General features: G+C 72.0%; 20 protein-coding genes. 9 read left to right on the forward strand and 11 right to left on the reverse strand.

All coding sequences use genetic code 11. The features are described from left to right. Nucleotides 1–18 precede the first annotated feature (18 nt). Genes LOC65_RS11455 through dapC form a run of 6 tightly spaced genes read right to left on the reverse strand, consistent with a single transcriptional unit; the run spans nt 19 to nt 7246 of the window. Nucleotides 19–2001: an ABC-F family ATP-binding cassette domain-containing protein gene (locus LOC65_RS11455; protein WP_230247557.1), complete on the reverse strand. Its 1983-nt coding sequence runs from the start codon at nt 1999–2001 to the stop codon at nt 19–21. Beyond that, nucleotides 1998–2867, reverse strand: a complete 870-nt coding sequence (gene prmB, locus LOC65_RS11460; protein WP_230247558.1) for a 50S ribosomal protein L3 N(5)-glutamine methyltransferase — start codon at nt 2865–2867, stop codon at nt 1998–2000. The genes LOC65_RS11455 and prmB overlap by 4 nt, the downstream gene beginning before the upstream one ends. Beyond that, complete coding sequence (dapE, locus tag LOC65_RS11465; RefSeq protein ID WP_230247559.1) at nt 2864–4009, reverse strand: succinyl-diaminopimelate desuccinylase; 1146 nt, start codon at nt 4007–4009, stop codon at nt 2864–2866. The genes prmB and dapE overlap by 4 nt, the downstream gene beginning before the upstream one ends. Next, complete coding sequence (locus LOC65_RS11470; RefSeq protein ID WP_230247560.1) at nt 4006–5202, reverse strand: PilT/PilU family type 4a pilus ATPase; 1197 nt, start codon at nt 5200–5202, stop codon at nt 4006–4008. The genes dapE and LOC65_RS11470 overlap by 4 nt, the downstream gene beginning before the upstream one ends. Before the next feature lie 29 nt (nt 5203–5231). Beyond that, entirely contained in the window at nt 5232–6053 is an 822-nt protein-coding gene (gene dapD / locus LOC65_RS11475) for a 2,3,4,5-tetrahydropyridine-2,6-dicarboxylate N-succinyltransferase (RefSeq protein WP_164963876.1), read from the reverse strand. After that, nucleotides 6050–7246 (reverse strand): succinyldiaminopimelate transaminase, encoded by a 1197-nt coding sequence (gene dapC, locus LOC65_RS11480; RefSeq protein WP_230247561.1) that lies wholly within the window; start codon nt 7244–7246, stop codon nt 6050–6052. The genes dapD and dapC overlap by 4 nt, the downstream gene beginning before the upstream one ends. Nucleotides 7247–7358: 112 nt before the next feature. On the opposite strand from dapC, the gene LOC65_RS11485 reads away from it, so the two are divergent. Continuing rightward, complete coding sequence (locus LOC65_RS11485; RefSeq protein WP_230247562.1) at nt 7359–8546, forward strand: acetyl-CoA C-acyltransferase family protein; 1188 nt, start codon at nt 7359–7361, stop codon at nt 8544–8546. A 208-nt stretch (nt 8547–8754) separates the two neighbouring features. Here LOC65_RS11485 and LOC65_RS11490 read toward each other — a convergent pair whose 3' ends face one another. Together LOC65_RS11490 and queF are read right to left on the reverse strand one after the other, a co-directional pair. Further along, nucleotides 8755–9195, reverse strand: coding sequence for an SET domain-containing protein (locus LOC65_RS11490; RefSeq protein WP_009856901.1), 441 nt, complete (start codon nt 9193–9195; stop codon nt 8755–8757). Beyond that, nucleotides 9192–9635, reverse strand: a complete 444-nt coding sequence (gene queF, locus LOC65_RS11495; protein WP_230247563.1) for a preQ(1) synthase — start codon at nt 9633–9635, stop codon at nt 9192–9194. Before queF ends, LOC65_RS11490 begins: the two co-directional genes overlap by 4 nt. A gap of 138 nt (nt 9636–9773) precedes the next feature. Between queF and smc the strand changes: the two genes are divergently transcribed. The 3 genes from smc (at nt 9774) to LOC65_RS11510 (ending at nt 15473) form a co-directional block, all read left to right on the forward strand. After that, complete coding sequence (gene smc / locus LOC65_RS11500; RefSeq protein WP_230247564.1) at nt 9774–13289, forward strand: chromosome segregation protein SMC; 3516 nt, start codon at nt 9774–9776, stop codon at nt 13287–13289. Then, nucleotides 13286–14335: a cell division protein FtsZ gene (locus LOC65_RS11505; RefSeq protein ID WP_230247565.1), complete on the forward strand. Its 1050-nt coding sequence runs from the start codon at nt 13286–13288 to the stop codon at nt 14333–14335. Before smc ends, LOC65_RS11505 begins: the two co-directional genes overlap by 4 nt. 97 nt (nt 14336–14432) lie before the next feature. Further along, the gene (locus LOC65_RS11510; protein WP_164964214.1) at nt 14433–15473 is read left to right on the forward strand and encodes a lytic transglycosylase domain-containing protein; all 1041 of its coding nucleotides are present in this window, start codon (nt 14433–14435) and stop codon (nt 15471–15473) included. A 7-nt stretch (nt 15474–15480) separates the two neighbouring features. Here the strand turns inward: LOC65_RS11510 and LOC65_RS11515 are convergent, their stop codons facing one another. Both LOC65_RS11515 and LOC65_RS11520 read right to left on the reverse strand, forming a co-directional pair. Beyond that, nucleotides 15481–15864, reverse strand: a complete 384-nt coding sequence (locus tag LOC65_RS11515) for a VOC family protein (protein ID WP_230247566.1) — start codon at nt 15862–15864, stop codon at nt 15481–15483. Nucleotides 15865–15883: 19 nt separating this feature from the next. Beyond that, entirely contained in the window at nt 15884–16654 is a 771-nt protein-coding gene (locus LOC65_RS11520) for a DeoR/GlpR family DNA-binding transcription regulator (protein WP_230247567.1), read from the reverse strand. A gap of 111 nt (nt 16655–16765) precedes the next feature. On the opposite strand from LOC65_RS11520, the gene LOC65_RS11525 reads away from it, so the two are divergent. Together LOC65_RS11525 and LOC65_RS11530 are read left to right on the forward strand one after the other, a co-directional pair. After that, nucleotides 16766–17602, forward strand: a complete 837-nt coding sequence (locus tag LOC65_RS11525; RefSeq protein WP_230247568.1) for a PaaX family transcriptional regulator C-terminal domain-containing protein — start codon at nt 16766–16768, stop codon at nt 17600–17602. Then, complete coding sequence (locus LOC65_RS11530) at nt 17599–19251, forward strand: isovaleryl-CoA dehydrogenase (RefSeq protein ID WP_230247569.1); 1653 nt, start codon at nt 17599–17601, stop codon at nt 19249–19251. Before LOC65_RS11525 ends, LOC65_RS11530 begins: the two co-directional genes overlap by 4 nt. 4 nt (nt 19252–19255) lie before the next feature. Here the strand turns inward: LOC65_RS11530 and ccoG are convergent, their stop codons facing one another. Continuing rightward, nucleotides 19256–20662 carry a cytochrome c oxidase accessory protein CcoG gene (ccoG, locus tag LOC65_RS11535; protein ID WP_230247570.1) on the reverse strand — a complete coding sequence of 469 codons (1407 nt, stop codon included), beginning with the start codon at nt 20660–20662 and terminating at the stop codon, nt 19256–19258. A gap of 158 nt (nt 20663–20820) precedes the next feature. Between ccoG and LOC65_RS11540 the strand changes: the two genes are divergently transcribed. From LOC65_RS11540 to LOC65_RS11550, 3 genes are all read left to right on the forward strand, one after another. After that, entirely contained in the window at nt 20821–22245 is a 1425-nt protein-coding gene (locus LOC65_RS11540; RefSeq protein WP_230247571.1) for a PLP-dependent aminotransferase family protein, read from the forward strand. Nucleotides 22246–22347: 102 nt separating this feature from the next. Next, entirely contained in the window at nt 22348–23106 is a 759-nt protein-coding gene (locus tag LOC65_RS11545; protein ID WP_230247572.1) for a hypothetical protein, read from the forward strand. Between the two features lie 364 nt (nt 23107–23470). Further along, nucleotides 23471–24598, forward strand: coding sequence for a GGDEF domain-containing protein (locus tag LOC65_RS11550; protein ID WP_029718371.1), 1128 nt, complete (start codon nt 23471–23473; stop codon nt 24596–24598). Nucleotides 24599–24646 lie beyond the last annotated feature (48 nt).

Below are 24646 nucleotides of genomic sequence, written 5' to 3' on the forward strand. Positions count from 1 at the left end.
GCGGCGCCGGCATCGACCTCAGTTTTCGGCTTGCAGCGCCTCGATCTCGGTCTGCAGCTCGAGCCAGCGTTCCTCGAGCATGCCGGTCTCGGCGGCGGCGTGGTTCAGACGCCGGCCGGCCTCGGCGATCTCGGCGCCGGACATCGTGCCGGACGCGAGCTGGGCCTCCAGCTCGGCGCGCTCGGCGGCCAGCTTCTCCAGCCGGGTGTCGATCTGCGCCAGTTCGTTGCGCAGCGGGCGCGTGCGGTTGGCCAGCGCCTGGCGCGCCTGCGCGGCCTGCTTGCGGTCTTCGCGGCGGTCGCCGCTGGGCTGCGGCGCCGGGCGTGCGGCCGGTGCCGCCTTGCTCTCGATCGGCGTCGCCGGCACGAAAGCCGCCGGCCGCGGCGGCGGAGGCGGTTCCTGGCCGCGCGCCGTGGCGCGCGAGACCTCCAGCAGCCAGCGCTGGTAGTCGTCGAGGTCGCCGTCGAAGGGTTCGACGCCGCCGCGGCTGACGAGCCAGAACTCGTCGCAGGTCTCGCGCAGCAGCGCGCGGTCGTGGCTGACCAGCATCACCGTGCCCTCGAACTCGTTGAGCGCGATCGACAGCGCCTCGCGGGTCGTCAGGTCCAGGTGGTTGGTCGGTTCGTCGAGCAGCAGCAGGTTGGGGCGCTGCCAGACCAGCATCGCCAGCACCAGGCGCGCCTTCTCGCCGCCGGACAACGAGCCCACGGCCTGCGTGACCATGTCGCCGGTGAAGCGGAAACGGCCGAGGAAGTCGCGCAGCTCCTGCTCGCGCGCCGCCGGGCCGACGTCGCGCGCCAGGCGCACCATGTGCATCAGCGGGCCGTCGCCCAGCGACAGCACGTCCAGCTCCTGCTGCGCGAAGTAGCCGATGACCAGGCCCTTGCCCTCGGTCATCGTGCCGCCCAGCGGCGGCAGCGCGCGGGCGATGGTCTTCACCAGCGTCGACTTGCCCTGGCCGTTGGCGCCCAGGATGCCGATGCGCTGGCCGGCCAGCACCGAGCGGCTGACGTTGCGGACGATGGGCGTGCTGCCGTAGCCGCAGACCAGCCCGTCGAGGGACAGCATCGGGTTGGGCAGGCTCACCGGTTCGCGGAACTCGAACTCGAAGTCGCTGGCGGTCAGCACCGGCGCCAGCTTTTCCATGCGCGCCAGCGCCTTGACCCGGCTCTGCGCCTGCTTGGCCTTGGTCGCCTTGGCCTTGAAGCGGTCGATGAAACGCTGCAGGTGCGCGATCTTCTCCTGCTGCTTGGCGAACGCCGCCTGCTGCTGGCTCATGCGTTCGGCACGCATCTCCTCGAAGGTGCTGTAGTTGCCGCCGTAGCGCGTCAGCGTGCAGTCGTCGAGGTGGACGGTGACACGGGTGATCGCGTCGAGGAACTCGCGGTCGTGGCTGATGACGACCATCAGGCCGTCGAAACGTTTCAGCCAGGCTTCCAGCCAGACGAGTGCGTCCAGGTCCAGGTGGTTGGTCGGTTCGTCGAGCAGCAGCAGGTCGGCCGGGCACATCAGCGCGCGCGCCAGCTGCAGCCGCATGCGCCAGCCGCCGGAGAAGCTGTTCACCGGCGCGTCGAGCTGGTCGCTGCGGAAGCCCAGGCCCAGCAGCAGCGCCTGGGCACGCGAACGCGCGTCGAAGGCGCCGGCTTCGTCGAGCCGCATGTGGGCTTCGGCGATCGCGTGGCCGTCGCCCGAGGCTTCGGCCGCGGCCAGCGCGGCCTGGGCCTCGACGAGCGGGATGTCGCCCTGGAGCACGAAGTCGGTCGCGCCGTCGTCGGTCTCGGGCATGTTCTGCGCCACTTCGCCGAGGCGCCAGCGCGGCGGGATCTCGACGTCGCCGCTGTCGGCCTGCAGCCGGTTGGTCAGCAGCGAGAACAGGCTGGACTTGCCGGCGCCGTTGCGGCCGATCAGGCCGACCTTCTCGCCCGGCTGCAGCACCAGGTTGGCGTTCTGCAGCACGACCTTGACGCCGCGGCGCAGCGTGATGTTGCGCAGCGTGATCACAGGCCGGCCTCCAGCGCCTGCGCGGTCAGCAGCAGCACCTGGTCCTCGCCGGCGCTGGTCTCCAGCCAGACAGCTTCCAGCCGCGGGAACGCGGCCTCGAAATGCGCGCGCTCGTGGCCGATCTCCAGCACCAGCACGCCGTGCGGCGACAGGTGGCGCGGCAGCTCGGCCACCAGCAGGCGCACGAAGTCCATGCCGTCGGCACCGCCGGCCAGCGCCAACTCGGGCTCGGCGCGGTACTCGGCCGGCAGCGCGGCCATCGCCTCGGCGTTGACGTAGGGCGGGTTGCAGAGCACGAGGTCGTAGACGCCGTCGGCGGCCGCCAGGCCGTCGCCCTGGCGCAATCGGATGCGCGACTGCAGGCCGTGGCGCGCGACGTTGATCGCGGCGACGGCCAGCGCGTCGGCGCTGAGGTCGCTGGCGTCGACTTCCACGTCCGGCCAGGCCATCGCCGCCAGCACGGCCAGGCTGCCGTTGCCGGTGCACAGGTCCAGCACGCGCCGCGTCTGGTCCGAGAGCCAGGCGTCGATCGCACCGTCGGCCAGCGGCTCGGCGATCAGCGAACGCGGCACGATGACCCGTTCGTCGACGCTGAAGGGCACGCCCTGCAGCCAGGCTTCGCCGGTCAGGTAGGCGGCGGGCTTGCGCGTGGCGATGCGTTCGGCCAGCAGCGTCTCGCAGGCGGCGACGTCGGCCGCCGACAGGTCGCGCGCGGCGTGTTCGTCCAGCGCATCCAGCGGCAGGCCCAGCTTCCACAGCACGAGCCAGGCGGCTTCGTCGAAGGCGTTGGTGGTGCCGTGCCCAAACGAAACGCCCGCCTCGGCGAGGCGGGCGCTGGAGGTCTCGATCAGCTCGATCAGGGTCATCGGAGATAGTGTTCCAGCGTGCGGCGGTAGACGTTCTTCAGCGTCTCGACCGAGGCCGCGTCGACGTGTTCGTCGATCTGGTGGATGGTGGCGTTGAGCGGCCCGAACTCGACGACCTGCGGGCAGATCGCGGCGATGAAACGCCCGTCGGAGGTGCCGCCGGTGGTGCTGAGCTCGGGCTCGACGCCGCATTCGGTGACGATGGCCGCGCTCAAGGCGGCGATCAGCGGGCCGGGCGTCGTCAGGAACGGGCGGCCGGAGAGCGTCCACTCCAGCCGGTGTTCGACGCCGTGGCGCGCCAGCACCTCGGCGACCCGCGCCTGCAGCGACTCGGGCGTGGACTCGGTGCTGAAGCGGAAGTTGAAGTCGACGACCAGTTCGCCCGGGATGACGTTGCTCGCCCCGGTGCCGCCGTGCAGGTTGCTGACCTGCCAGCTCGTCGGCGGGAAGAAGGCGTTGCCTTCGTCCCAGCGCATCGCCGCCAGTTCGGCCAGCGCCGGCGCGAAGACGTGGATCGGGTTCTTCGCCAGCTGCGGGTAGGCGATGTGTCCCTGCTTGCCGATGACCGTCAGCCGGCCCGACAGCGAGCCGCGGCGGCCGTTCTTGAGCATGTCGCCCAGGCGCGAGACCGAGGTCGGCTCGCCGACGATGCAGGCGTCCAGGCGTTCACCACGCTGCTGCAGCAGCTCGACCAGGCGCACCGTGCCGTCGACCGACGGGCCTTCTTCGTCGCTGGTCAGCAGGAAGGTGATGGCGCCGGCGTGGCGCGGCTGCGCGGCAATGAACTCCTCGACGGCGACGACCATCGCCGCCAGCGAGCTCTTCATGTCGGCCGCGCCGCGGCCGTAGAGCCGGCCGTCGCGGTGGCTGGGCACGAAGGGGTCGCTGGTCCAGCGGTCCAGCGGGCCGGTCGGCACGACGTCGGTGTGGCCGGCGAAGGCCAGCACCGGGCCCGGCAGGCCGCCGGCGCGGCGCGCCAGCAGGTTGGTGACGCGGAAGTCGTCCGGGCCGCAGACGATCGTCTCGCACTCGAAACCCAGCGCCGCCAGGCGCGAGGCGATCAAGGCCTGGCAGCCGGCGTCTTCGGGGGTGACCGAGCGGCGCGCGATCAGCTGCTCGGCCAGGCGAAGGGCGTTGTTCATCGCACCGTCCAGGGGGCGGCGCCGCTGCGGCCGTCGTCGGGGCGCACGTCGATCGTGATCTCGGTGAAGGTCGCCGGCTCCAGGTCGTCGGCCGGCTTGGGCGGCGCGGCCTTGGCGGTGGCGCCGCCGGCGGGCTCGTTCTGCAGCCGCCACAGCGGGTTGGTCGGCGAGTCGGCGTAGGCCAGGCCTTCCTCGCGCGTGATGACGCCTTCGTTGATCAGCCGCGCCAGGTCCTGCTCGAAGGTCTGCGAGCCTTCGGCCAGCGACTTCTCGACCGCTTCCTTGACGCCGGCGAGGTCGCCCTTCTCGATCAGCTCGGAGACGAGCTTGGTGTTGAGCAGCACCTCGACGGCCGGCACGCGCCCGCCGGTGGTGGCACGCAGCAGGCGCTGCGAGATCACCGCACGCAGCCCGGAGGCCAGGTCCGACAGCAGCGTCGGCCGCGCTTCCGGCGTGTAGAACGACAGGATGCGGCCGAGAGCGTGGTAGCTGTTGTTGGCGTGCAGCGTGGCCAGCACCAGGTGGCCCGACAGCGCGTACGAGGTCGCCGCAGTCATCGTCTCGCGGTCGCGGATCTCGCCGATCATGATGCAGTCGGGCGCCTGGCGCAGCGCGTTCTTCAGCGCGATCTGCAGGCTCTGCGTGTCACGGCCGACCTCGCGCTGGTTGACGATGGACTTCTTGTTCGAGAACAGGAACTCGATCGGGTCCTCGATCGTCAGCACGTGGCCGGTGACCTGCTGGTTGCGCCACTCCAGCATCGACGCCAGCGTCGTGCTCTTGCCGGTGCCGGTGGCGCCGACCATCAGGATCAGGCCGCGTTTCTCGGTGACCAGCTGCGACAGGATCGTCGGCAGCCCCAGCGTGTCCAGCGCCGGGATCTGGTGCGGGATGCAGCGGAAGACCGCGGCGACGGTGCCGCGCTGTTTGAACGCCGACAGCCGGAAGCTGCCGACACGCGGGATGCCGATGCCGACGTTGAGCTCGCCGGTGTCGTCGAGCTCCTCGAGCTGGTGCGGCGTCAGCAGCTCGGCCAGCAGCTGGCGCGTCTGCGTCGGGCTCAGCAGCTGGTCCGACAGCTGCAGGATCTGGCCGTGGATCTTGATGAGGATCGGCGTGTTCGCCGACAGGTAGACGTCGGAGGCGTTCTTCTCCGCCATCAGGCGGAGGACCCGTTCCATGTTGCCCGACATGCCGATCCTTTCGTCGATCCTGCCGGGGCTCAGGCCCGGAGAAGGTCGTTGATGCTGGTCTTGGCGCGCGTGGCCGCCGTGACCTGCTTGACGATCACCGCGCAATACAGGCTGTGGCTGCCGTCGGCCGCCGGCAGCGAGCCGCTGACGACCACCGAGCCGGCCGGGATGCGGCCGTAGCTCACTTCGCCGGTCATGCGGTTGTAGATCTTGGTGCTCTGGCTGATGTAGACGCCCATCGAGATCACCGAGTTCTCCTCGACGATCACGCCTTCGACGACTTCGGAGCGGGCGCCGATGAAGCAGTTGTCCTCGATGATCGTCGGGTTGGCCTGCAGCGGCTCGAGCACGCCGCCGATGCCGACGCCGCCCGACAGGTGCACGTTCTTGCCGATCTGCGCGCAGGAGCCCACCGTCGCCCAGGTGTCGACCATCGTGCCTTCGTCGACGTAGGCGCCGATGTTCACGTAGCTGGGCATCAGCACGACGTTCTTCGCCTGGAAGCTGCCGCGGCGCGCGACGGCCGGCGGCACGACGCGCACGCCGGTGGCACGCAGGGCCTCGGCGTCGGCGCCGCCGTACTTGGTCTCGACCTTGTCGAAGAAGCTCAGGTCACCGGCCTGCATCAGGCGGTTGTCGTTGAGGCGGAAGGACAGCAGCACCGCCTTCTTGACCCACTGGTTGACGGTCCACTGGCCGACGGCCTGGCGTTCGGCCACGCGCAGGCGGCCGGCGTCGAGTTCGTCGATCACGTGCTCGACGGCGTCTCGCACCTCGGGGGCGTTGACGGCGTTGATCTCGGCACGCCGTTCCCAGGCGAGGTCGATGGTGGCTTGGAGCTGGGTCGTCATCGGGTGAGGCTTTCGGTGTAGGAAACGATGCGCTCGGCGGCTTCGAGGCATTCCTCGATCGGTGCGACGAGCGCCATGCGGACGCGGCCGGCGCCGGGGTTGCGGCCCTGCACGCTGCGCGCCAGCAGGCTGCCGGGCAGGACCGTCACATTGTATTGAGCGAGCAGGCCCTGGGCGTAGGCGACGTCGTCACCGCCGGGGACGGCCGCCCAGAGGTAGAAGCCGGCGTCGGGCAGCGCGACGTCGAGCACGCCGGCCAGGCGCGGCGTGACGGCGGCGAACTTCTGCCGGTAGGCCTCGCGGTTGGCGACGACGTGCGTCTCGTCGTTCCAGGCGGCGACGCTGGCGCGCTGCACCAGCGGGCTCATCGCGCTGCCGTGGTAGGTGCGGTAGAGCAGGAAGGCTTTCAGCAGCGCGGCGTCGCCGGCGACGAAGCCCGAACGCAGCCCCGGCACGTTGCTGCGTTTGGACAGGCTGGTGAAGGCGACCAGGTTGCGGAAGTCGCTGCGGCCGAGTCGGGCCGCCGCTTCCAGCCCGCCCAGCGGCGCCTCGTCGCGGAAATAGATCTCCGAATAACACTCGTCGCTGGCGATGACGAAGCCGTGGCGGTCGGACAGCTCGAACAGCCGCGCCCATTCGTCCAGCGGCATCACCGCGCCGGTCGGGTTGCCGGGCGAGCAGACGTAGAGCAGTTGCGTCGTGGCCCAGGTCGCGTCGTCGATCGCCGACCAGTCGGCGGCGAAGTTGCGCGCCGGGTCACTGGGCGCGAACGCGGTGCGGGCGCCGGCCAGCAGCGCCGCGCCTTCGTAGATCTGATAGAACGGGTTGGGGCAGACGACGGCGGCGTTCTCACGCGTCGGGTCGATCACCGTCTGCGCGAACGAGAACAGCGCCTCGCGCGAGCCCAGCACCGGCAGCACCTGGCTCGCCGCGTCGACCGTGATGCCGTAACGCCGCACCAGCCACGCCGCGCAGGCTTCGCGCAGCGCCGGCTCGCCGGCGGTCGCCGGGTAGGCGGCCAGCGACTTCAGGTTGGCCACCAGCGCTTCCTCGAGCAATGCCGGCGCCGGGTGCTTGGGCTCGCCGATGCCCAGGTTGACCGGCCGCAGCGCCGGATTGGGCACCAGACCGCGCGTCAGCTCGCGCCAGCGCTCGAAGGGGTAGGGGTTCAGGCGGGCGAGCAGCGGGTTCATGGCGCGGATTATCCCGGAGGGGGATGCGGCGGCCGGCGGACACAATCGGTCGCCACCGTTGCCCTGCCGGTTCCGGCACGATGTCCCCCGTCCAACCTGACTGGAGAAGCCCATGAGCCTTCCGCGCGAGATCTTCGTCGTCGCCGCCGCCCGCACCGCGATCGGCACCTTCGGCGGCGCCCTCAAGGACGTGCCGCTGTCCGAGCTGGCGACGCTGGCCGTCAAGGCCGCGCTCGATCGCTCCGGCGCGCCGGCAGCCGCCATCGGCCACCTGGCGATGGGCACCGTCGTGCCGACCGAGCCGCGTGACGCCTACCTCAGCCGCGTCGCCACGATCGGCGCCGGGCTGCCGCAGGAGACGCCGGCCTTCAACGTCAACCGGCTCTGCGGCTCGGGGTTGCAGGCCATCGTCTCGGCAGCGCAGGCGATCACGCTCGGCGACTGCGAGCTGGCCATCGGTGCGGGCGCCGAGAACATGTCGCGCGGCGCCTACCTGATGCCGGGCGCCCGCTGGGGCGCGCGCATGGGCGACGCGCAGATCCTGGACTTCGTCGTCGGCGCGCTGAACGACCCGTTCCACAAGGTGCACATGGGCATCACCGCCGAGAACGTCGCCGAACGTTTCGGCATCACGCGCGAGCAGATGGACGCGTTGGCGGTCGAGAGCCACCGCCGCGCCGCCGCGGCGCTGGAAGCCGGCTATTTCCGCGAGCAGATCGTCCCGGTGGTGCAGCAGACGAGGAAGGGCGAGGTCGTCTTCGACACCGACGAACACGTCAAGCCGGCGACGACGCTGGAAGGCCTGGCGAAGATGAAGCCGGCGTTCAAGAAGGACGGCACGGTGACCGCCGGCAACGCCTCGGGCATCAACGACGGCGCCGCGGCCGTCGTGCTGGCCAGCGCCGAGGCCGTCAAGGCGCACGGCCTCGTGCCGCTCGCGCGGCTGGTGGGTTACGCGCACGCCGGCGTCGAGCCGGCGATCATGGGCATCGGCCCGGTGCCGGCGACACGTGCGCTGCTGGCGCGCACCGGGCTCAAGGTCGGCGACTTCGACGTCATCGAAGCCAACGAAGCCTTTGCCGCCCAGGCCTGCGCGGTGTCCAAGGAGCTCGACCTCGACCCGGCCAAGGTCAACCCCAACGGTTCGGGCATCTCGCTGGGCCACCCGATCGGCGCCACCGGCGCGATCATCACCACCAAGGCGATCCACGAGCTGCACCGCATCGGCGGCCGCTACGCGCTGGTGACGATGTGCATCGGCGGCGGCCAGGGCATCGCCGCCGCGTTCGAGCGCGTCTGACGGCCGGAGGCCGCTGAGGCGCGGTCACGCTGAGTTGCGGTCACGCTGCGGTGGGGTCACGCTGCGGTGGGGTCAGGTCTCTCGAGACCTGACCCCGGCATTTCGGCTTTCCGGCGGCCGCAGAGGTGGGGTCACGCAGCGGTGGGGTCAGGTCTCTTGAGACCTGACCCCTGCATTCCCGACTGCCGCGGCGCCGCAGGCCTGTCAGTTACAGCGCCCCGCGACAGCCGGGCGCGCCGCAGCGGCACGGCAGCGTGCCGCCGTGGTGCGTCTCGCCGTAGTCGACGGTGATCTCCTCGCCCGGGGCGATGGCGCGCAGCGAGAAGAACTCGACGCGGCCGTTGTCCAGCACCAGCCGGGCGTTGGCCTGGCAGCTGTGGTTGGTGTAGCGCATCGGGTCGGTCGACAGCGTGAAGTCGATCGCGCGCTTGGGCGACAGCTCGACGATCATGATGCGTTCGTGCCGCGTCGCCCGGATGCGCGCCTGCTCGACGCTCAGCGCCTCGCCGCGGATCTCGCCGATCTTCACGCGCGCCGGGATGGCCTCGGCGGCGAAGACACCGTGGCCGTCGATGGCGCTGACAGCGACGTCGACCGCGTACTTCTGATAGGGCCGTCGTTCGACGCGCGGCGCCTGCGGCACGTTCACGCCTGCGGCGCCGGCAGCAGCACCGGCGCGGCCGGCTTCCAGCCCTTGGCGCGGTGTTCGACGGTGACGTGGGTGCCGATGCCGCCACGCACGAACCAGTTGCCGTGGATGCGCAGGAAACGCGGCTGGATGGCCTTCACCAGGTCCTCGAGGATGGTGTTGGTCACCTTCTCGTGGAACGCGCCTTCGTTGCGATAGCTCCAGAAGTAGAGCTTCAGGCTCTTCAGCTCGACACACAGCTGGTCCGGCACGATCTCGATCGTGAAATGCGCGAAGTCGGGCTGGCCGGTCAGCGGGCACAGGCAGGTGAACTCGGGCACGTCGAAGCGGATCACGTAGTCGCGTTCGGGCGCCGGGTTCGGGAAGACCTGCAGTTCCTTGCTGGGCTGGGTGGGCGGCACCGCGGGGGCGGTGCGCTGGCGGGCGGGGGTGCGGGCCATCGGTGTCGGGGGCGGGCGGGCCGGGGGGAAGGGGGCGCGATGCTATCATCCGGCCACCAGCGCGCTCCCCCATAGAGCGCGTTTTGCCATGTAGATCAAGCACTTGCGTGTTTTGACCCACCGTCAGCGGCCGCCTCGATGCGACTGAACCAGATCAAGCTCGCCGGCTTCAAGTCCTTCGCCGAACCGACCACCTTCCAGCTGCCCGGGCAGCGTGTCGGCGTCGTCGGCCCGAACGGCTGCGGCAAGAGCAACATCATGGACGCGGTGCGCTGGGTGCTCGGCGAGAGCAAGGCCAGCGAACTGCGTGGCGAGTCGATGCAGGACGTGATCTTCAACGGCTCGGGCCAGCGCAAGCCCGCCAGCCGGGCCAGCGTCGAACTCGTCTTCGACAACGCTTCGGCGCGCGCCGGCGGCCAGTGGAACGCGTTCTCCGAGATCGCCGTCAAGCGCGTGCTGACGCGCGACGGCACGTCCAGCTACTTCATCAACAACCAGCCAGTGCGCCGGCGCGACGTGCAGGACGTGTTCCTCGGCACCGGCCTGGGCCCGCGCGCCTACGCCATCATCGGCCAGGGCACGATCAGCCGCATCATCGAGAGCCGCCCCGAGGAGCTGCGCCTGTTCCTCGAAGAGGCCGCCGGCGTCTCTAAGTACAAGGAACGGCGCCGCGAGACCGAGAACCGGCTGAAGGACACGCGCGAGAACCTGACGCGCGTCGAGGACATCCTGCGCGAGCTGAACCTCAACCTGGAAAAGCTGGAGAAGCAGGCCGAGGTCGCCGCCGCCTACCGCCGGCGGCAGGACGACGGCACGACCAAGCTGCATCAGCTGTGGTTCCTGAAGGCGCGCGACGCCGCCGGCGAGGAAGAGCGTGTCAAGACCGCGGTGCTGGCCGCGACCAACGTGCTCGAGCAACGTTTGGCCGAGCTGCGCCACGTCGAGGCCGAACTCGAGCAGCTGCGCCAGGCGCACTACGAAGCCAGCGACGAGCTGCACGCGCGCCAGGGTTCGCTGTCCGAAGCGGCACTGGAAGTGAGCCGGCTCGAGGAACGCATCCGCTACGTCGTCGACGGCCGCCAGCGTGCCGAGCAGCGCCTGGCCGCACTCGACGCGCAGAACGAAGGCTGGCGCGAACGCCAGACCGCTGCCGAGGCCGAGCTGGAAGACATCGCCGGCCAGATCGTCGCGGCCGACGAAGAGGCCGACGTGCTCGTCGCCCAGGCCGAGGACCAGGGGCTGGAGCTGCCGGCGCTGGAAGACGGCCTGCGTGCCGCCCAGGCCGACGCCAACCGCCAGCGCAACGCCGTCACCCAGGTGCAGCAGCAGATCCAGGTGCTGGCCGCCGACAGCCGCAACCTCGACGAGCAGGCGCGCCAGCTGCGCACACGCCGCGAGCGCCTGGCCGGCGAGCGCCAGCAGCTGCAGGCGCCCGACACCGCGCGCCTGGACGCGCTGCGCGAAGACGAAGCCGTCGCCGCCGCGCGTCACGAAGAAGCCGAAGGCCGGCTGCACGAGCTGTCCGAGCAGGTTCCGGCGCTGGACGAGCAGCGCCGCGCCGCGCAGGCCGCCGTCAACCGCGAGAACGCCAGGCAGGCCGACATCGCCGCGCGCCTGGAAGCGCTGCGTACGCTGCAGGAGAAGGTGCAGACCGAAGGCAAGCTCAAGCCCTGGCTGGAGCGCCACGGCCTCACCGGCATGCAGGGCCTGTGGCGCCAGGTGCACATCGAACCGGGCTGGGAGACGGCGCTGGAAGCCGCGCTGCGCGAACGCCTGAACGCGCTGGCCGTCGGCCGCCTGGACACCGTGCGCGCCTTCGCCGCCGACGCGCCGCCGGCCAAGCTGGCCTTCTACGCGCTGCCCTCGGGCGCCATCGCCAGCACGCACGCCACGCTGCCGCGGCTGGCGGACCTGCTGCGCCTGGGCGACGCCGGCCTGAAGGCGCTGCTCGGCGACTGGCTCGAAGGCGTCTACACCGCCGACTCGCTGGACGCGGCGCTGGCCGCACGCGGCCAGCTGACACACGGCGAGATCGTGATGACGCGCGAGGGCCACGCCGTCAGCCAGTACGCCGTCGCCTTCTACGCGCCCGACTCCGAACAGGCCGGCCTGCTGGCGCGCGCCCAGGAGATCGAGAACCTCGACCGCCAGCAGCGCGCCCAGACGCTGATCGCCGAGGAGGCTCGCACCCAGTCCGTGCGCCTGGAAGCCGCCTACACCGAAGCCAGCGGCCGCCTGTCCGCCGCACGCCGCGAAGCCGCCGAGGCGCAGAACCGCGCCCACGCGCTGCACGTCGAGCTGCTGCGCCTGAGCCAGCAGGCCGAGGCCGCGCTGCAGCGCCGCGAGCAGCTCGGCGACGAGCTCGCCGAGATCGACGCCCAGATGGAGGCCATCGAGGAACGCCGCGCCGTCGGCGAAGCGCGTTTCGAGGAACTCGACGTCGAACTCGGTGACGCCCAGCAGCGCCACGCCGACCTGGAAGACGAGGTCATCGCCGCCGACCGCCGCCTGGCCGACGCACGCGAGCAGCAGCGTGCGCTGGAGCGCCAGGCGCAGGAAGCGCGTTTCCAGGCCCGTTCGCTGGCCGCTCGACGCGACGAGCTGCAGCGTTCGCTGGAAACCGCGGCGGCGCAGATCGCCGCCAACGAGCAGGCCGCCGAGCAGATCCGCACCGAACTCGCCGGTTTCGACGACGCCGCGGCCGAAGCCGGGCTGCAGGAAGCGCTGGCGCTGCGCTTGGAGCGCGAACGTGAACTCGGCGCCGCGCGCAGCCGCTACGACGACCTGTCGGCGCAGATGCGCCGCGCCGACGAGCAGCGCCTGGGGCTGGAGCACGGCATGGCGCCGCTGCGCGAGCAGATCACCAAGCTGCAGCTGGAGCAGCAGGCGGCGCAACTCGGCGGCGCGCAGTACCTGGAGCAGCTGCAGGCCGCCGAGGTCGACCTGGAGGCGCTGGCCACCGGCATCGAGCAGGGCGGCGTCAAGCTCTGGGGCCTGCAGACCGAGATCGACCGCATCAACCGCGAGATCGCGGCGCTGGGCGCCGTCAACCTCGCCGCGCTGGACGAGCTGAGCGCCTCGCGCGAGCGCAAGACCTTCCTCGACGCCCAGCTCGCCGACCTGACCGACGCCATCACGACGCTGGAAGACGCGATCCGCAAGATCGACCTGGAGACGCGCGACCTGCTGGGCAGCACCTTCAACCAGGTCAACGAGCATTTCGGGCGCATGTTCCCGTCGCTGTTCGGCGGCGGCCAGGCCAGGCTCGTGATGACCGGCGACGAGATCCTCGACGCCGGCGTGCAGGTGATGGCGCAGCCGCCGGGCAAGAAGAACAGCACCATCCATCTGCTGTCCGGCGGCGAGAAGGCGCTGACCGCGATCGCGCTGGTGTTCGCGATCTTCCAGCTCAACCCGGCGCCGTTCTGCCTGCTCGACGAGGTCGACGCACCGCTGGACGACGCCAACACCGAGCGTTACCGCAACCTCGTCACCGAGATGAGCGCGGGCACCCAGTTCCTCTTCATCAGCCACAACAAGATCGCGATGGAGATGGCCGAACAGCTGATCGGCGTGACGATGCAGGAGCAGGGCGTCTCGCGCATCGTCGCCGTCGACATGGAAGCGGCCATCGGTTTCGCCGAAGCGGCATGACCCTCACCACGGCACTCGCCCTCGTCGGCGGCCTCGTTCTCCTCGCCCTGATCGTCCAGGGCTGGCTCTCCACCCGCCGCGCCGGCCCGCGCCGGCCGGACGTCCAACCCGACGCGCCCGAGCGTGTCGAACCCGGCCTGGGCAGCGCGCCTGCCACCGGCGATCCGGCCGACGAACCGGCGCTGGACGCCGCCCCGGCGCCGCCGCCCCCGGGCACACGCCGCCCGGCGCGCCTGGACGCGCTGATCGACGCCCTCGTGCCGATGACGCTGGAGTCGCCGGTGACCGGCGATTTCGTGCTCTCGCACCTGCCGCCGTCGCGCCGCGCCGGCACCAAACCGTTCTACGTCGAGGGCCTGGACACCGAGACCGGCGACTGGGAACAGCCGCGGGCGGGCCACCGCTACGGCGAACTGCAGGCCGGCGTGCAGCTCGCCAGCCGCAGCGGCGCGCTCAACGAGATCGAGTACTCCGAGTTCGTGCAGAAGGTGCAGGCCTTCTGCGAAGCCATCGGCGCGATGCCCGACTTCCCCGACATGCTGGAAGTCGTGGCCCGCGCCCGCGAGCTCGACGGCCTGGCCAGCCCGCTGGACGCCCAGCTGACCGTCACGCTGCGCTCCAACCACGTCGCCTGGTCGGTGGGCTACCTGCAGCAGGTGGCCCAGCGCCTGGGTTTCCTGCCCGGGGCGCTGCCGGGCCGGCTGGTGCTGCCGGGGCCCGAGGCCGGGGCGCCGCCGGTGCTGGTGCTGAGCTACGACTCGCAGGCCGCGCTCGCCGACGACGCCCAGATGGCGGCCGTGCGCGACTGCACGCTGACGCTGGACGTGCCGCAGACCGAGGCCCGCCACGAACCGTTCCCGACCTGGCACCGCGTGACGACGACGCTGGCCGACGAGATGGACGCGACCATCGTCGACGACCAGGGCCAGCCGGTCACGCTGCACGCCTTCGACGCCATCGGCCGCGAGCTGCAGCAGCTCTATGCCCAGCTCGAGCAGCTGGACCTGGCCGCCGGCTCGCCGGCGGCGCGGCGGCTGTTCAGCTGAGCGGCCGACCGGCGCATTCCGTCACGCCCGGCGCCCAACGACCCGCCGAGCTCGGGGAGAGCGGGGCGCTGCCGCGCGGCCTAGACTCGCTGCGCCGATGAAGCCGTGCCGCCCTGCCGCCGTCGTGCGCGCCGCCCGAAGCGGCCGCGCCGTCCTCGCCGCCACCGCCTGCTGGCTGGTGCTGGCCGCGCACGCGCAGGCGGTGCCCGACCTGTCGGCGCTGCCGCGGCCCGACACCCCGCCGCCCGAACGCGGGCCGGTCGTGCCGGCCCAGGTCGAACGCTGGCGGCTGGAGGCCAAGGCCCACGAGTACGGCGACGGCGTGCCGCGCGACGCGCTGCTGGCCGCGCAGCTGTATTGCCGGGCCGCGCGCTACGGCGACGCCGAGTCGCAGTTCAACCTGGCCTGGATGCTGACCAACGCCCGCGGCATCGAGCGCGACGAGGCGCAGGCCGCGCACCTGTTCGCTGCCGCCGCCGAACAAGGCCTGCCGCAGGCGCTGAACATGGCCTCGCACCTGGGCGCGCCGCTCGGGCCGCCGCCGCCGTGTCTGCGGCCGCCGGAGCAGGACCCGCTGACGGCCACCGCCCGGCCGCAGCCCCGCGCCGGCGCCGTGCGTTCGCCGTCGGCGCTGTTCGCCGCGCTGCCGCCGCCGGCCAACGCGCCGCAGCCCATCGTGCGTTTCGTCGACCTCGTGGCGCCCGAGTACAAGCTCGCGCCGCAGCTCGTGCTGGCGGTGATGGCCACCGAGAGCGGCTTCGACCCCGGCGCGCTGTCGCCGAAGAACGCCCAGGGCCTGATGCAGTTGATGCCCGACACCGCGGCACGTTTCAAGGTGCGCAAGCTGTCCGACCCGGTGCAGAACATCCGCGGCGGCATGGCCTATCTGCGCTGGCTGCTGGCGTACTACCAGGGCGACGTGCTGTTCACGCTGGCCGCCTACAACGCCGGCGAAGGTGCGGTCGACCGCTACCGCGGCGTGCCGCCGTACGCCGAGACGCGGGCCTACGTGCGCCGCATCCTGGCGGCGCTGGGCGGGCAGCGCTGGCACCCGTACGACCCCGAGGCGGCGGCGCCGTCGCCGATGTTGTCGACGCTGTCGGCCGCGGCCGCGTCGCCGCCGACGCGGCTGCGCTGAGCCGGGTTCAGGCCGTCACCTCGACACGCGTGCCGTCCGGCGTCGCGATCACCGCTTCGTAGAAGCCGTCACCCGTGCGGCGCGGCGCCGAGAGCAAACAGCCTTCGGATGCACTGAGCGTCGCCAGCGCATCGACGGCCGCCGCATCGCCGAGCGAGATCGCGACGTGATCCCAGCCGACGGCGTCGCCGGCCGGCGCGTCGGCCAGCCAGGGGGCGGCCATCAGCTCCAGCCGCAGCGCATCGCCGGGCAGCGTCGCGAAGACCGAGACGAAACCCGGCCGGCGTTCGCTGCGGTAGGGCGGGGCGATCGTGGCGCCGAACAGGCGTTGCCAGAAGGCGGCCGAGGCGTCGAGGTCGCGGGTCCAGAGGGCGACGTGGGCGAGAGGCATGGCAGGTCTCCGTTGAAGCTCAGACCGGCGCGTCGGCGCGCAGCAGCGTGGCGCCGGCGGCGGCCAGCGCGGCGGCGTCGGCGTCGTGTTCGACGATCACCGTGCCCAGCGCCTGCAGCGCCGCGAAACGGTGCGGCGCACGCGTGCCGAGCTTGTCGTTCGTCACCATCACCACGCGCTCGCGGCTGGCGGCCAGCAGCGCACGCTTGAACTCGGCGTCGGCCGCGTCGTGCGCGCTGGCGCCGGTCTCGGCCGAGATCGCGCAGGCGCCGACGAAGGCACGGTCGATGTCCAGGCGCTGCAGCGCCAGCAGCGCGCCGGCGTCGACGCAGCCGCCGATCGTCGGGTCGACGACGCCGCCGAGCAGCAGCAGGCGCAGGTCCGCGCGGCGCAGCAGCGCCGCGGCGATGTCGACCGAGTTCGTCGCCACCGTCAGCGCGTGGTCCTCGGGCAGCAGTTCGGCGAGCGCGAGGTTGGTGCTGCCGTTGTCGAGGAACAGCAACTCGCCGCGGCGCACGGTGGTGGCGGCCGCGCGGGCGAGTGCACGTTTGTGCACGAGGTCGACGCCACTGCGCACGGCCATCGGCAGCGCGCCGGGCGTCGGCGGCAGCGCGCCGCCGTAGACACGGCGGCAGCGGCCTTCGGCGGCCAGCGCGCGCAGGTCGCGGCGGATCGCGTCTTCCGAGACGGAGAACTCGGCCGCCAGCGCCGTGGCGGCAACGCCTTGGCCGGCGGCGAGCCGGGCGGCGATCAGTTCGCGGCGGGCGAGCGGGACGTCGTGAGTTTCCATGCACCGAGAATAAACGCGCACAAACAAGAATGCAAACGTGCAACTTCTGGCGAATTGTCGGCAGGGATTACGGCGATAGGCAGTTCATGTCGACGCACGTAATGTCCTGACATGGCCGCCGACCCCCGATCGCTGATCCTCAGCCTGCTGCTCGGCGCCGAACGCAGCGGCGACACGACGCTGGCGGTGCCCGAACTGCTGGCCGCGGCGGCGCTGTTCGGTCTGCCGGAGAACACCGTGCGTGTCGCGCTGACCCGCGCCGCCGCCGCGGGTCTGCTGGTGGCGCCGGCACGCGGGCGCTACGCGCTCGGCCCCGCGGCAAGGCCGCTGGCCGACGCGGTGCTGGCCTGGAAACGCCTGCCAGAACGCCTGGTCGCGTGGCGCGGCGACTGGCTGGCGGTGCACGTCGGCGCCGCCGGCCGCAGCGACCGTCCGGCGCTGCGCGCTCGCGAGCGGGCTTTCGGCCTGCTCGGCCTGGCCGAGTTCGAACGTGGCCTGCACCTGCGGCCCGACAACCTGGCCGGCGGCGTCGAGGCGCTGCGCGAGCGCCTGGCCGCGCTGCTGCCCGACGGTGCCGCCGTCGGCACGGTGTTCGTGCTCGGCGGGCTGTCGGCCGCCGACGCCACGCGTGCTGCGTCGCTCTGGGACGGCGCGGCGCTGGACGCCGGCTACCGCGAAGGCACGGCGCGGCTCGCCGCCTGGCTGGACGCCGCGCCCGGCCTGGCGCCCGAGCAGGCGGCACGCGAGTCCTTCGAACTCGGTGGCGAGGCCATCCGCCGCCTGGTCTTCGACCCGTTGCTGCCGGCGCCGCTGGTCGACGCCGAGGCCCGCGCACGCTACCTGCGCACCGTCGAACGTTTCGATGCCGCCGGCCAGGCGATCTGGCACGGCTTTCTGGCCCGGTCACGCGCCGCGCGCGCCGCCGAACCCGAGGAGATCCGCCGATGAACCCGAACGACAGCGTGCTGGCCGAGACCCACGAGGTCTTCAACGTCGGCGCCGAACTGCCCGACCACGACGCCTACCGCGCCGACGCCGCGCTGGTCGAAGCCGTCGTGCGCGAAGGCGCGGCCTGGGCCGACGACGAGCTCAGCGCCTTCGGCCGCCTGACCGCCGCCGCCGCCTACCGCGAACTGGGCGCCGAAGCCAACCGCCACCCGCCCGAGCTCGACACGCACGACCGTTTCGGCCGCCGCGTCGACCTCGTGCGTTTCCACCCCGCGTACCACACGCTGATGCGCACGGCGATCGAACACGGGCTGCATTCGGCGCCGCACACCGCGCCGCGCCCGGGCGCCCACGTCGCGCGTGCCGCCAAGTTCTACCTGCAGAGCCAGGTCGAGGCCGGCCACGGCTGCCCGGTGACGATGACCTTCGCCTCGGTGCCGACGCTGCGCACGACGCCGGCGCTGGCCGAGGCCTGGCTGCCGCGCATCACCGCCCGCGTCTACGACCCGCGCAACGTGCCCGACGCGCAGAAGGCCGGCGTCACGATCGGCATGGCGATGACCGAGAAGCAGGGCGGCTCGGACGTGCGCGCCAACACGACGCAGGCGCGGCCGGCCGGTGCCGGCGGCGTCTACGAACTCGTCGGCCACAAGTACTTCGTCTCGGCGCCGATGTGCGACGCCTTCCTGGTGCTGGCCCAGGCGCCGGGCGGGCTGAGCTGTTTCCTGCTGCCGCGCTGGCGGCCCGACGGCACGAAGAACGCGCTGCAACTGCTGCGGCTGAAACGCAAGATGGGCAACGTCTCCAACGCCAGCAGCGAGACCGAGCTGCGCGGCGCGCTCGCCTGGCGCGTCGGCGACGAAGGCCGCGGTGTGCGCACGATCATCGAGATGGTCGCCTGCACACGTTTCGACTGCATGGTCGGCTCCAGCGCCGGCCAGCGCGCCGCGGCGGCGCTGGCGCTGCATCACGCCACGCTGCGTTCGGCCTTCGGTCGCCGCCTCGCCGAGCAGCCGCTGATGCAAAACGTGCTCGCCGACCTGGCGCTGGAGAGCGAAGCCTCGCTGGCGCTGACGATGCGCCTGGCGCGTGCGATGGACACGCCCGGCGACGCCCACGAGCAGGCGCTGCTGCGCCTGGGCACGGCGATCGGCAAGTACTGGGTCTGCAAGCGCACGGCCGCTCACGCCGCCGAAGCGATGGAGTGCATCGGCGGCAGCGGGGTCATGGAGGACAGCCCGTTCCCGCGCCTGTACCGCGAGGCGCCGGTCAACGCGATCTGGGAAGGCAGCGGCAACGTGCAGTGCCTGGACATGCTGCGCGCCGCCGAGAAGGCGCCGGCGGCGCTGCACGCCTTCTTCGCCGAGCTGGCGCCGGCGCGTGGCGCCAACCGCCGGCTCGACCGCTGGGTCGCGGCGCTGCAGGACGAGTTCGCCGAGCTCTCCGACCTGGAGTTCCGCGCGCGCGGCCTCGTCGACCGCATGGCGCTGGCGCTGCAGGCCTCGCTGCTGGTGCGCCACGCCCCGGCGGCGGTGGCCGACGCCTTCTGCGCCTCGCGCCTGGACGGCGGCGGCGCGCGCCAGTACGGCACGCTGCCGCGCGGGGTGGATGTGGCGGCGCTCGTGGCGCGGGCGATGCCGGCGCTCTGACGGCTCAGCGCGGCATCAGAAAGGTGCTGGCCTCCTCGACCCGCGGTCCCGCGCTGCCTTCGGCCGGCTCGAAGACCAGGCGGATCGTGCGCACCCGTTCGCCGTCGGCCAGCACCGGCGCACGCACGCTCAGCGGCAGCGTGTGTTCGCCGGCCGGCGCCAGCTCGATCGCGCCGGCGCCCAGCACCTCGGCACCGTCCAGGCCCTGCACCCGTGCCTGCAGCCGCCAGGCGTGTTCGCTGGCGTTGGTCAGGCGCACGCGGTAGACGTTCTCGACCCAGCCCGGCTCGGCTTCGCGCGCCATCACGCCGCGGTCGCGCATCAGGTCCACGCGCACCGGCGAGCGCATCACCAGCCCGGCGGCCAGCGCGCTGCCGACGCCCAGCAGCAGCGCGCCGTAGACCGGCACGCGCCAGCGCCGCGCCGGCGCCGGCTGGCCGTCGAAGCGGCGCTGGCTGTCGAAGCGGATCAGCCCACGGGCGTCGCCCAGCTTGTCCATCACCGCGTCGCAGGCGTCGACGCAGACGCCGCAGCTGATGCACTCGCTCTGCAGCCCGGCGCGGATGTCGATGCCGGCCGGGCAGACCTGCACGCACAGCGTGCAGTCGACGCAGGCGCCCTGGCCGCGTGCGGCGGCGTTCTCGCCGCGGGCGCGGTGGCCACGTGGTTCGCCGCGCTGGCGGTCGTAGCCGACGACGTGCGAGTCGGGGTCCAGCATGGAGCCCTGGAAACGCGCGTACGGGCACATGTGGCGGCAGACCTGCTCGCGCAGCAGCCCGGCGTTCAGGTAGGTGAAGCCGCCGTAGACCAGGGCCCAGAAGGCGTACCAGCCGGCGCTGCCGGCCAGCAGCGCCGGCAGCAGCTCGCGCATCGGCGTGAACCAGGCGACGAAGCTGATGCCGGTCCAGAGCGACAGCGCCGTCCAGGCCAGATGTTTGCCGCCGCGGCGCGCCAGCTTGGCGGCACTCCAGGGCGCTGCGTCCAGGCGCTGGCGCGCCGCACGTTCGCCTTCGAAGTGTGCCTCCAGCCAGATGAACATCTCGGTGTAGACCGTCTGCGGGCAGGCGAAGCCGCACCACAGCCGCCCGGCCAGCGCGGTGACGAAGAACAGCAGCAGCGCGCAGAACACCAGCAGTCCGCTGAGGAACACCATGTCCTGCGGCACCAGCACCAGGTCGAAGAGGTAGAAACGCTGCGTCTCCAGGCTGAACAGCACCGCCGGCCGGCCGTTCCACGGCAGCCAGGGCAGGCCGTAGAACACCGCCTGCGTCAGCCAGACCAGCGCCCAGCGCCAGCGTGTGTAGCGGCCGGTCGTCGAACGCGGGTGGATCTTCAGCCGCGGCGTCAGCAGCGGCGTTTGGCCGTCGGCGGCCACGGGCTTCAAGGGGATCACGCGGGCGGGTGTGCTCATGGCGTCTTGCGGGAAGTCAAGCGCACTGTGCCGCGTCGAAACTGATCCGATAAGACTCAGAAGCCAGACAAAAAACCGGATCAGATGACCCGCCCGAGGGCATCGCACCGGGCCGCTGTCAGCGGCGCTACAGTGGCTTGCCAACCGGGACCGGATCAGTGAAGCGCTACGAACGTTATGCCGAGGAAATCGCCGAACTGATCCGCTGCGGCACGCTGCGGCCGGGCGAGCGCCTGCCTTCGGTGCGCCAGGCCAGCGCCAGCCGGCGCATCAGCCCGGCGACGGTCTTCGAGGCCTATTACCGGCTCGAGGCGCGTGGCCTGATCCAGGCGCGGCCGCGTTCGGGCTACTACGTCGCCGAGCCGGTGGCCGCACGCGCCGCCGAGCCGGCGACGGCCTCGCCGAGCCCGCGCACGACCGAAGTCGAGATCAGCGAACTGGTCTTCGACGTGCTCGGCTCGACACGCCGGCCCGACGTCGTGCCGCTGGGCTCGGCCTTCCCGAGCCCGGCGCTGTTCCCGCTGGACGCGCTGGCGCGCACGCTGACGCCGGCGATGCGCCGCCTGGACGCCGGCCGCATCGTCGAGGATCTGACCACCGGCAGCGAGGCGCTGCGCCGTCAGATCGGCCTGCGTTACGTCGTCGCCGGCACCGCGGTCGATGCACGCGAGCTGGTCGTCACCGACGGCGCGATGGAGGCGCTGAACCTGTGCCTGCAGGCGGTCACGCGGCCCGGCGACCTGGTCGCCGTGGAGTCGCCGACCTTCTACGCCGCGCTGCAGGCGCTGGAGCGGCTGCAGCTGCGCGCCGTCGAGGTCGCCACGCACCCGCGCCACGGCGTCGAGATCGATTCGCTGGCCGAGGTGCTGCAGCGCCATCCGGTCAAGGCCTGCTGGTTCATGCCCAGCTTCCAGAACCCGCTGGGCAGCCTGATGCCCGAGGCCAACAAGCGTGCTCTCGTCGAGCTGCTGGCGCGCCACGGCGTGCCGCTGATCGAGGACGACGTCTACGGCGAGCTGCACTTCGGCGCCCGCCGCCCGCCGCCGGCCAAGGCTTTCGACCGCGACGGGCTGGTGATGCACTGCAGCTCGTTCTCCAAGTGCCTGGCGCCCGGTTACCGCGTCGGCTGGACGGCGGCGGGGCGCCACGCCCAGGCCGTGCAGCGCCTGAAGCTGATGACGACGCTGACCACCGCGATGCCGTCGCAGGAGGCGCTGGCCGCCTACCTGCAGCACGGTGGCTACGACCGCCACCTGCGCCAGCTGCGCCAGGCATTGGCCGACAGCCAAGCGCGCATGCTGGCGGCGCTGGCGCGCCATTTCCCGGCCGGCACACGCGTCACGCGGCCCGAAGGCGGCTACTTCCTCTGGGTCGAGCTGCCCGAAGGCGTCGACGCGCTGCTGCTGCAGCGCCAGGCGGCGGCGCACGACATCGGCCTGGCGCCGGGGCCGCTGTTCTCGGCCGACCGGCGTTTCGCGCGCTGCCTGCGGCTGAACTACGGTCACCCGGGCGATGCACGCATCGAGCCGGCGCTGCGCACGCTGGGGCAGCTGGCGCGGGCCCAGCTCGGCGGCGGGCCCTGAAGGCGGCCGCCGCATCCCTAGCTGGCCTGCGGGCAGGCCGGAGTTCGCGGCGTAGGCTGCCGGAGCCGGCGCCTACCCGCGTGCCGGCCCCGAGGAGGGCCCATGTCACGAGATCCCGTCCAGTACGTGCGCGCACTCGCGCTGCCCGAGATCGAACGCCGCGTCACGCGCAGCGGCGCCAGCGTGCCGGAGTTCGGCAGCGGCCAGGAGGTGGTGGCCGTGGGCGCCCAGCTCGCCGAGTTCCGGCCGGTCGTCAAGCCGGCGCAGCGCTCGGCGGTGGCCGACTGCCTGCTGTTGGCGCAGCTGGCCGCCAACAAGGCTTCCAACGGCAACCCCGACGTGATGGCCTGGTACACGAAGTACGTCGAGGTGCTGCAGAACGTCGGCTGGACGACACGGTCGATGGAGTTCCACGACACCGCCGTCGGCGACGACAACGCCGGCGTGCACCAGGCGATCCTGCCGGTGCTGACCGCCGCGCTCGGCGGCGCCGCGGTTGCCGCGACCTCGCTCGTCGTCTCGGTGCTCAAGGGCCTGAAGGAGATGGACACCGGCAGCCCGTGGATCACGATCTTCGACCGCAGCAGCATGCACGTCGGCGGCGCCAAGTTCCAGCTCGGCTCCGTCGACGCCGACGAGGCGGCCGGGACCGTCAACGTGCGGCTGGCGGCCCTGGCGATCGAGGCGCGCCGCCAGATCACCCAGGTGCTGTTCTTCAAGCTCGCGTCGGAGCACGCGAGGCTGCGCGCGGCGCAGGCGCACTTCGACATCGGGTTCGAGCGCCTGCTCGCGGTGCAGCCGGCGGTCGCGGCGCGGGTGCAGCCCTTCCTGCTGGACAACATCGGCAAGGTCGAACTCTGAGCCCGGCCGGCCCGACGCGACACCGCTTCTCGGGTGTCGCGGCAGGCGAGGGCGCCCGGGGTCCGACGCGGAGCCGCCACGCCGGGCTTGCGCAGCGATACTGTATGCCCATACAGTTGCGTATCTTCACCGGAGCCGCCGCCATGAACACCGCCGCGAAGTACCGCCAGACCTACCGTCCCGCGCCGCCGGCTCCGGCCTGGTTGCGGCGCTTCTGGCTTCTGTTCTGAGCCGCTCGCCGTGCGTGGCAGACGCTGCGCGCACGGCGGCTCCCGTCGCCGGGGCGCGGGCTTGCATGACATCTGTCGCCCCGGCTGCGTCATCGCAGCTTCATCTATCGGTCGTACAGCCGATAACAAGGCGAATGGCGCGCCGTCAAGTCTCCTGGAGTGCGCTCGTGCTCGGCACGAGCCACGGCCGCCGCACGCGCGTCTCCCAGTCGCTGCTGGCGATGCCACCGCTGCTGCTGATCCACGCGCTGCTCGTGCTCGCGTGGCGCCAGGGTGTGCTGCCGGGCGCGACGGTCGCGTGGTACGTCGCCGTCACGCTCGTCGGCTGCGTGGCCTTCTACGCCGCGGTGCGCAGCGGCCTGGGGGAGCGGGCCCGCGTCGAGCCGTCGCTGAGCGCGCCGCAGATGGTGTTCGCGATGCTCTGCACCGCCAGCGCTTACGCCTTGTGCGGGCCCTACCGGTCAGCGCTGCTGTGCCTGATGCCGCTGATCCTGTGTTTCGGCATCTTCGCGCTGGAGTCGCGTGCGTCGCGTGCGCTGGCCAACTTCGGCATCGTGCTGATGGGCGGCGTGATGGCCGCCCTGGCGGCCGAGTCGCCGCAGTCGCATCCGGCACTGGTGGAGGCCGCGAGCTGGGCCTTCCTCGCCACGTCGATGACGATGATGCAGGTTCTGTCCGACCGTCTGAGCCGCTTGCGCTCGCGGCTGACGCGCCAGAAGAACGAGCTGAGCCAGGCGCTGGAGCGCATCCGGCTGCTGGCCACGCGCGACACCTTGACCGGCCTGCTGAACCGGCGCGCCGCGATGGACGAGCTTCGGCGAGCGGCAGGGCAGGCGGCCCGACACGAACGCCCGCTGGTCGTTGCGCTGGTCGACCTGGACCGCTTCAAGCAGATCAACGACGGCCATGGCCACCAGACCGGCGACCGCGTGCTCCAAGCCTTCGCCGACGTCGCCCAGCGAGAACTGCGCGCCGAGGACTGCGTCTCGCGCTGGGGAGGCGAGGAGTTCCTCTTCATCCTGCCCGACACCTCCGAGGACGAGGCCTGTGCCTGCCTGGAGCGCGTGCTGGCGGTGTGCGCCGAGATCATCGTCGACGGCCTGCCGACGAACTGGCGGATCGGATTTTCCGCCGGCGTCGCGCGCTGCCTGGGGCCTGCCGACCTGGAGCCCGCCATCGAACGTGCCGACCGGGCGATGTACCGCGCCAAGCTGGCCGGCCGCGGACGCATCCATCGCGCGCAGCCTCCCGAGACGCGCTGAGCGGCGGCTTCAGCCCCACATGAGGGAATGCTGCGTTTGACCGCAACG

This window comes from Rubrivivax sp. JA1055, from assembly GCF_020966565.1.
In the GTDB taxonomy this organism is placed as follows: domain Bacteria; phylum Pseudomonadota; class Gammaproteobacteria; order Burkholderiales; family Burkholderiaceae_C; genus Rubrivivax; species Rubrivivax benzoatilyticus.

Coding starts and splice junctions, on each gene's coding strand:
- dapC (WP_230247561.1), bottom strand. CDS start 7,246: ATGAACCCGCTGCTCGCCCGCCTGAACCCCTACCCCTTCGAGCGCTGG.
- prmB (WP_230247558.1), bottom strand. CDS start 2,867: ATGACCCTGATCGAGCTGATCGAGACCTCCAGCGCCCGCCTCGCCGAG.
- queF (WP_230247563.1), bottom strand. CDS start 9,635: ATGGCCCGCACCCCCGCCCGCCAGCGCACCGCCCCCGCGGTGCCGCCC.
- smc (WP_230247564.1), top strand. CDS start 9,774: ATGCGACTGAACCAGATCAAGCTCGCCGGCTTCAAGTCCTTCGCCGAA.
- LOC65_RS11515 (WP_230247566.1), bottom strand. CDS start 15,864: ATGCCTCTCGCCCACGTCGCCCTCTGGACCCGCGACCTCGACGCCTCG.
- dapE (WP_230247559.1), bottom strand. CDS start 4,009: ATGAACAACGCCCTTCGCCTGGCCGAGCAGCTGATCGCGCGCCGCTCG.
- LOC65_RS11470 (WP_230247560.1), bottom strand. CDS start 5,202: ATGTCGGGCAACATGGAACGGGTCCTCCGCCTGATGGCGGAGAAGAAC.
- LOC65_RS11530 (WP_230247569.1), top strand. CDS start 17,599: ATGAACCCGAACGACAGCGTGCTGGCCGAGACCCACGAGGTCTTCAAC.
- LOC65_RS11510 (WP_164964214.1), top strand. CDS start 14,433: ATGAAGCCGTGCCGCCCTGCCGCCGTCGTGCGCGCCGCCCGAAGCGGC.
- LOC65_RS11520 (WP_230247567.1), bottom strand. CDS start 16,654: ATGGAAACTCACGACGTCCCGCTCGCCCGCCGCGAACTGATCGCCGCC.
- LOC65_RS11525 (WP_230247568.1), top strand. CDS start 16,766: ATGGCCGCCGACCCCCGATCGCTGATCCTCAGCCTGCTGCTCGGCGCC.
- ccoG (WP_230247570.1), bottom strand. CDS start 20,662: ATGAGCACACCCGCCCGCGTGATCCCCTTGAAGCCCGTGGCCGCCGAC.
- LOC65_RS11505 (WP_230247565.1), top strand. CDS start 13,286: ATGACCCTCACCACGGCACTCGCCCTCGTCGGCGGCCTCGTTCTCCTC.
- LOC65_RS11550 (WP_029718371.1), top strand. CDS start 23,471: ATGGCGCGCCGTCAAGTCTCCTGGAGTGCGCTCGTGCTCGGCACGAGC.
- LOC65_RS11485 (WP_230247562.1), top strand. CDS start 7,359: ATGAGCCTTCCGCGCGAGATCTTCGTCGTCGCCGCCGCCCGCACCGCG.
- dapD (WP_164963876.1), bottom strand. CDS start 6,053: ATGACGACCCAGCTCCAAGCCACCATCGACCTCGCCTGGGAACGGCGT.
- LOC65_RS11545 (WP_230247572.1), top strand. CDS start 22,348: ATGTCACGAGATCCCGTCCAGTACGTGCGCGCACTCGCGCTGCCCGAG.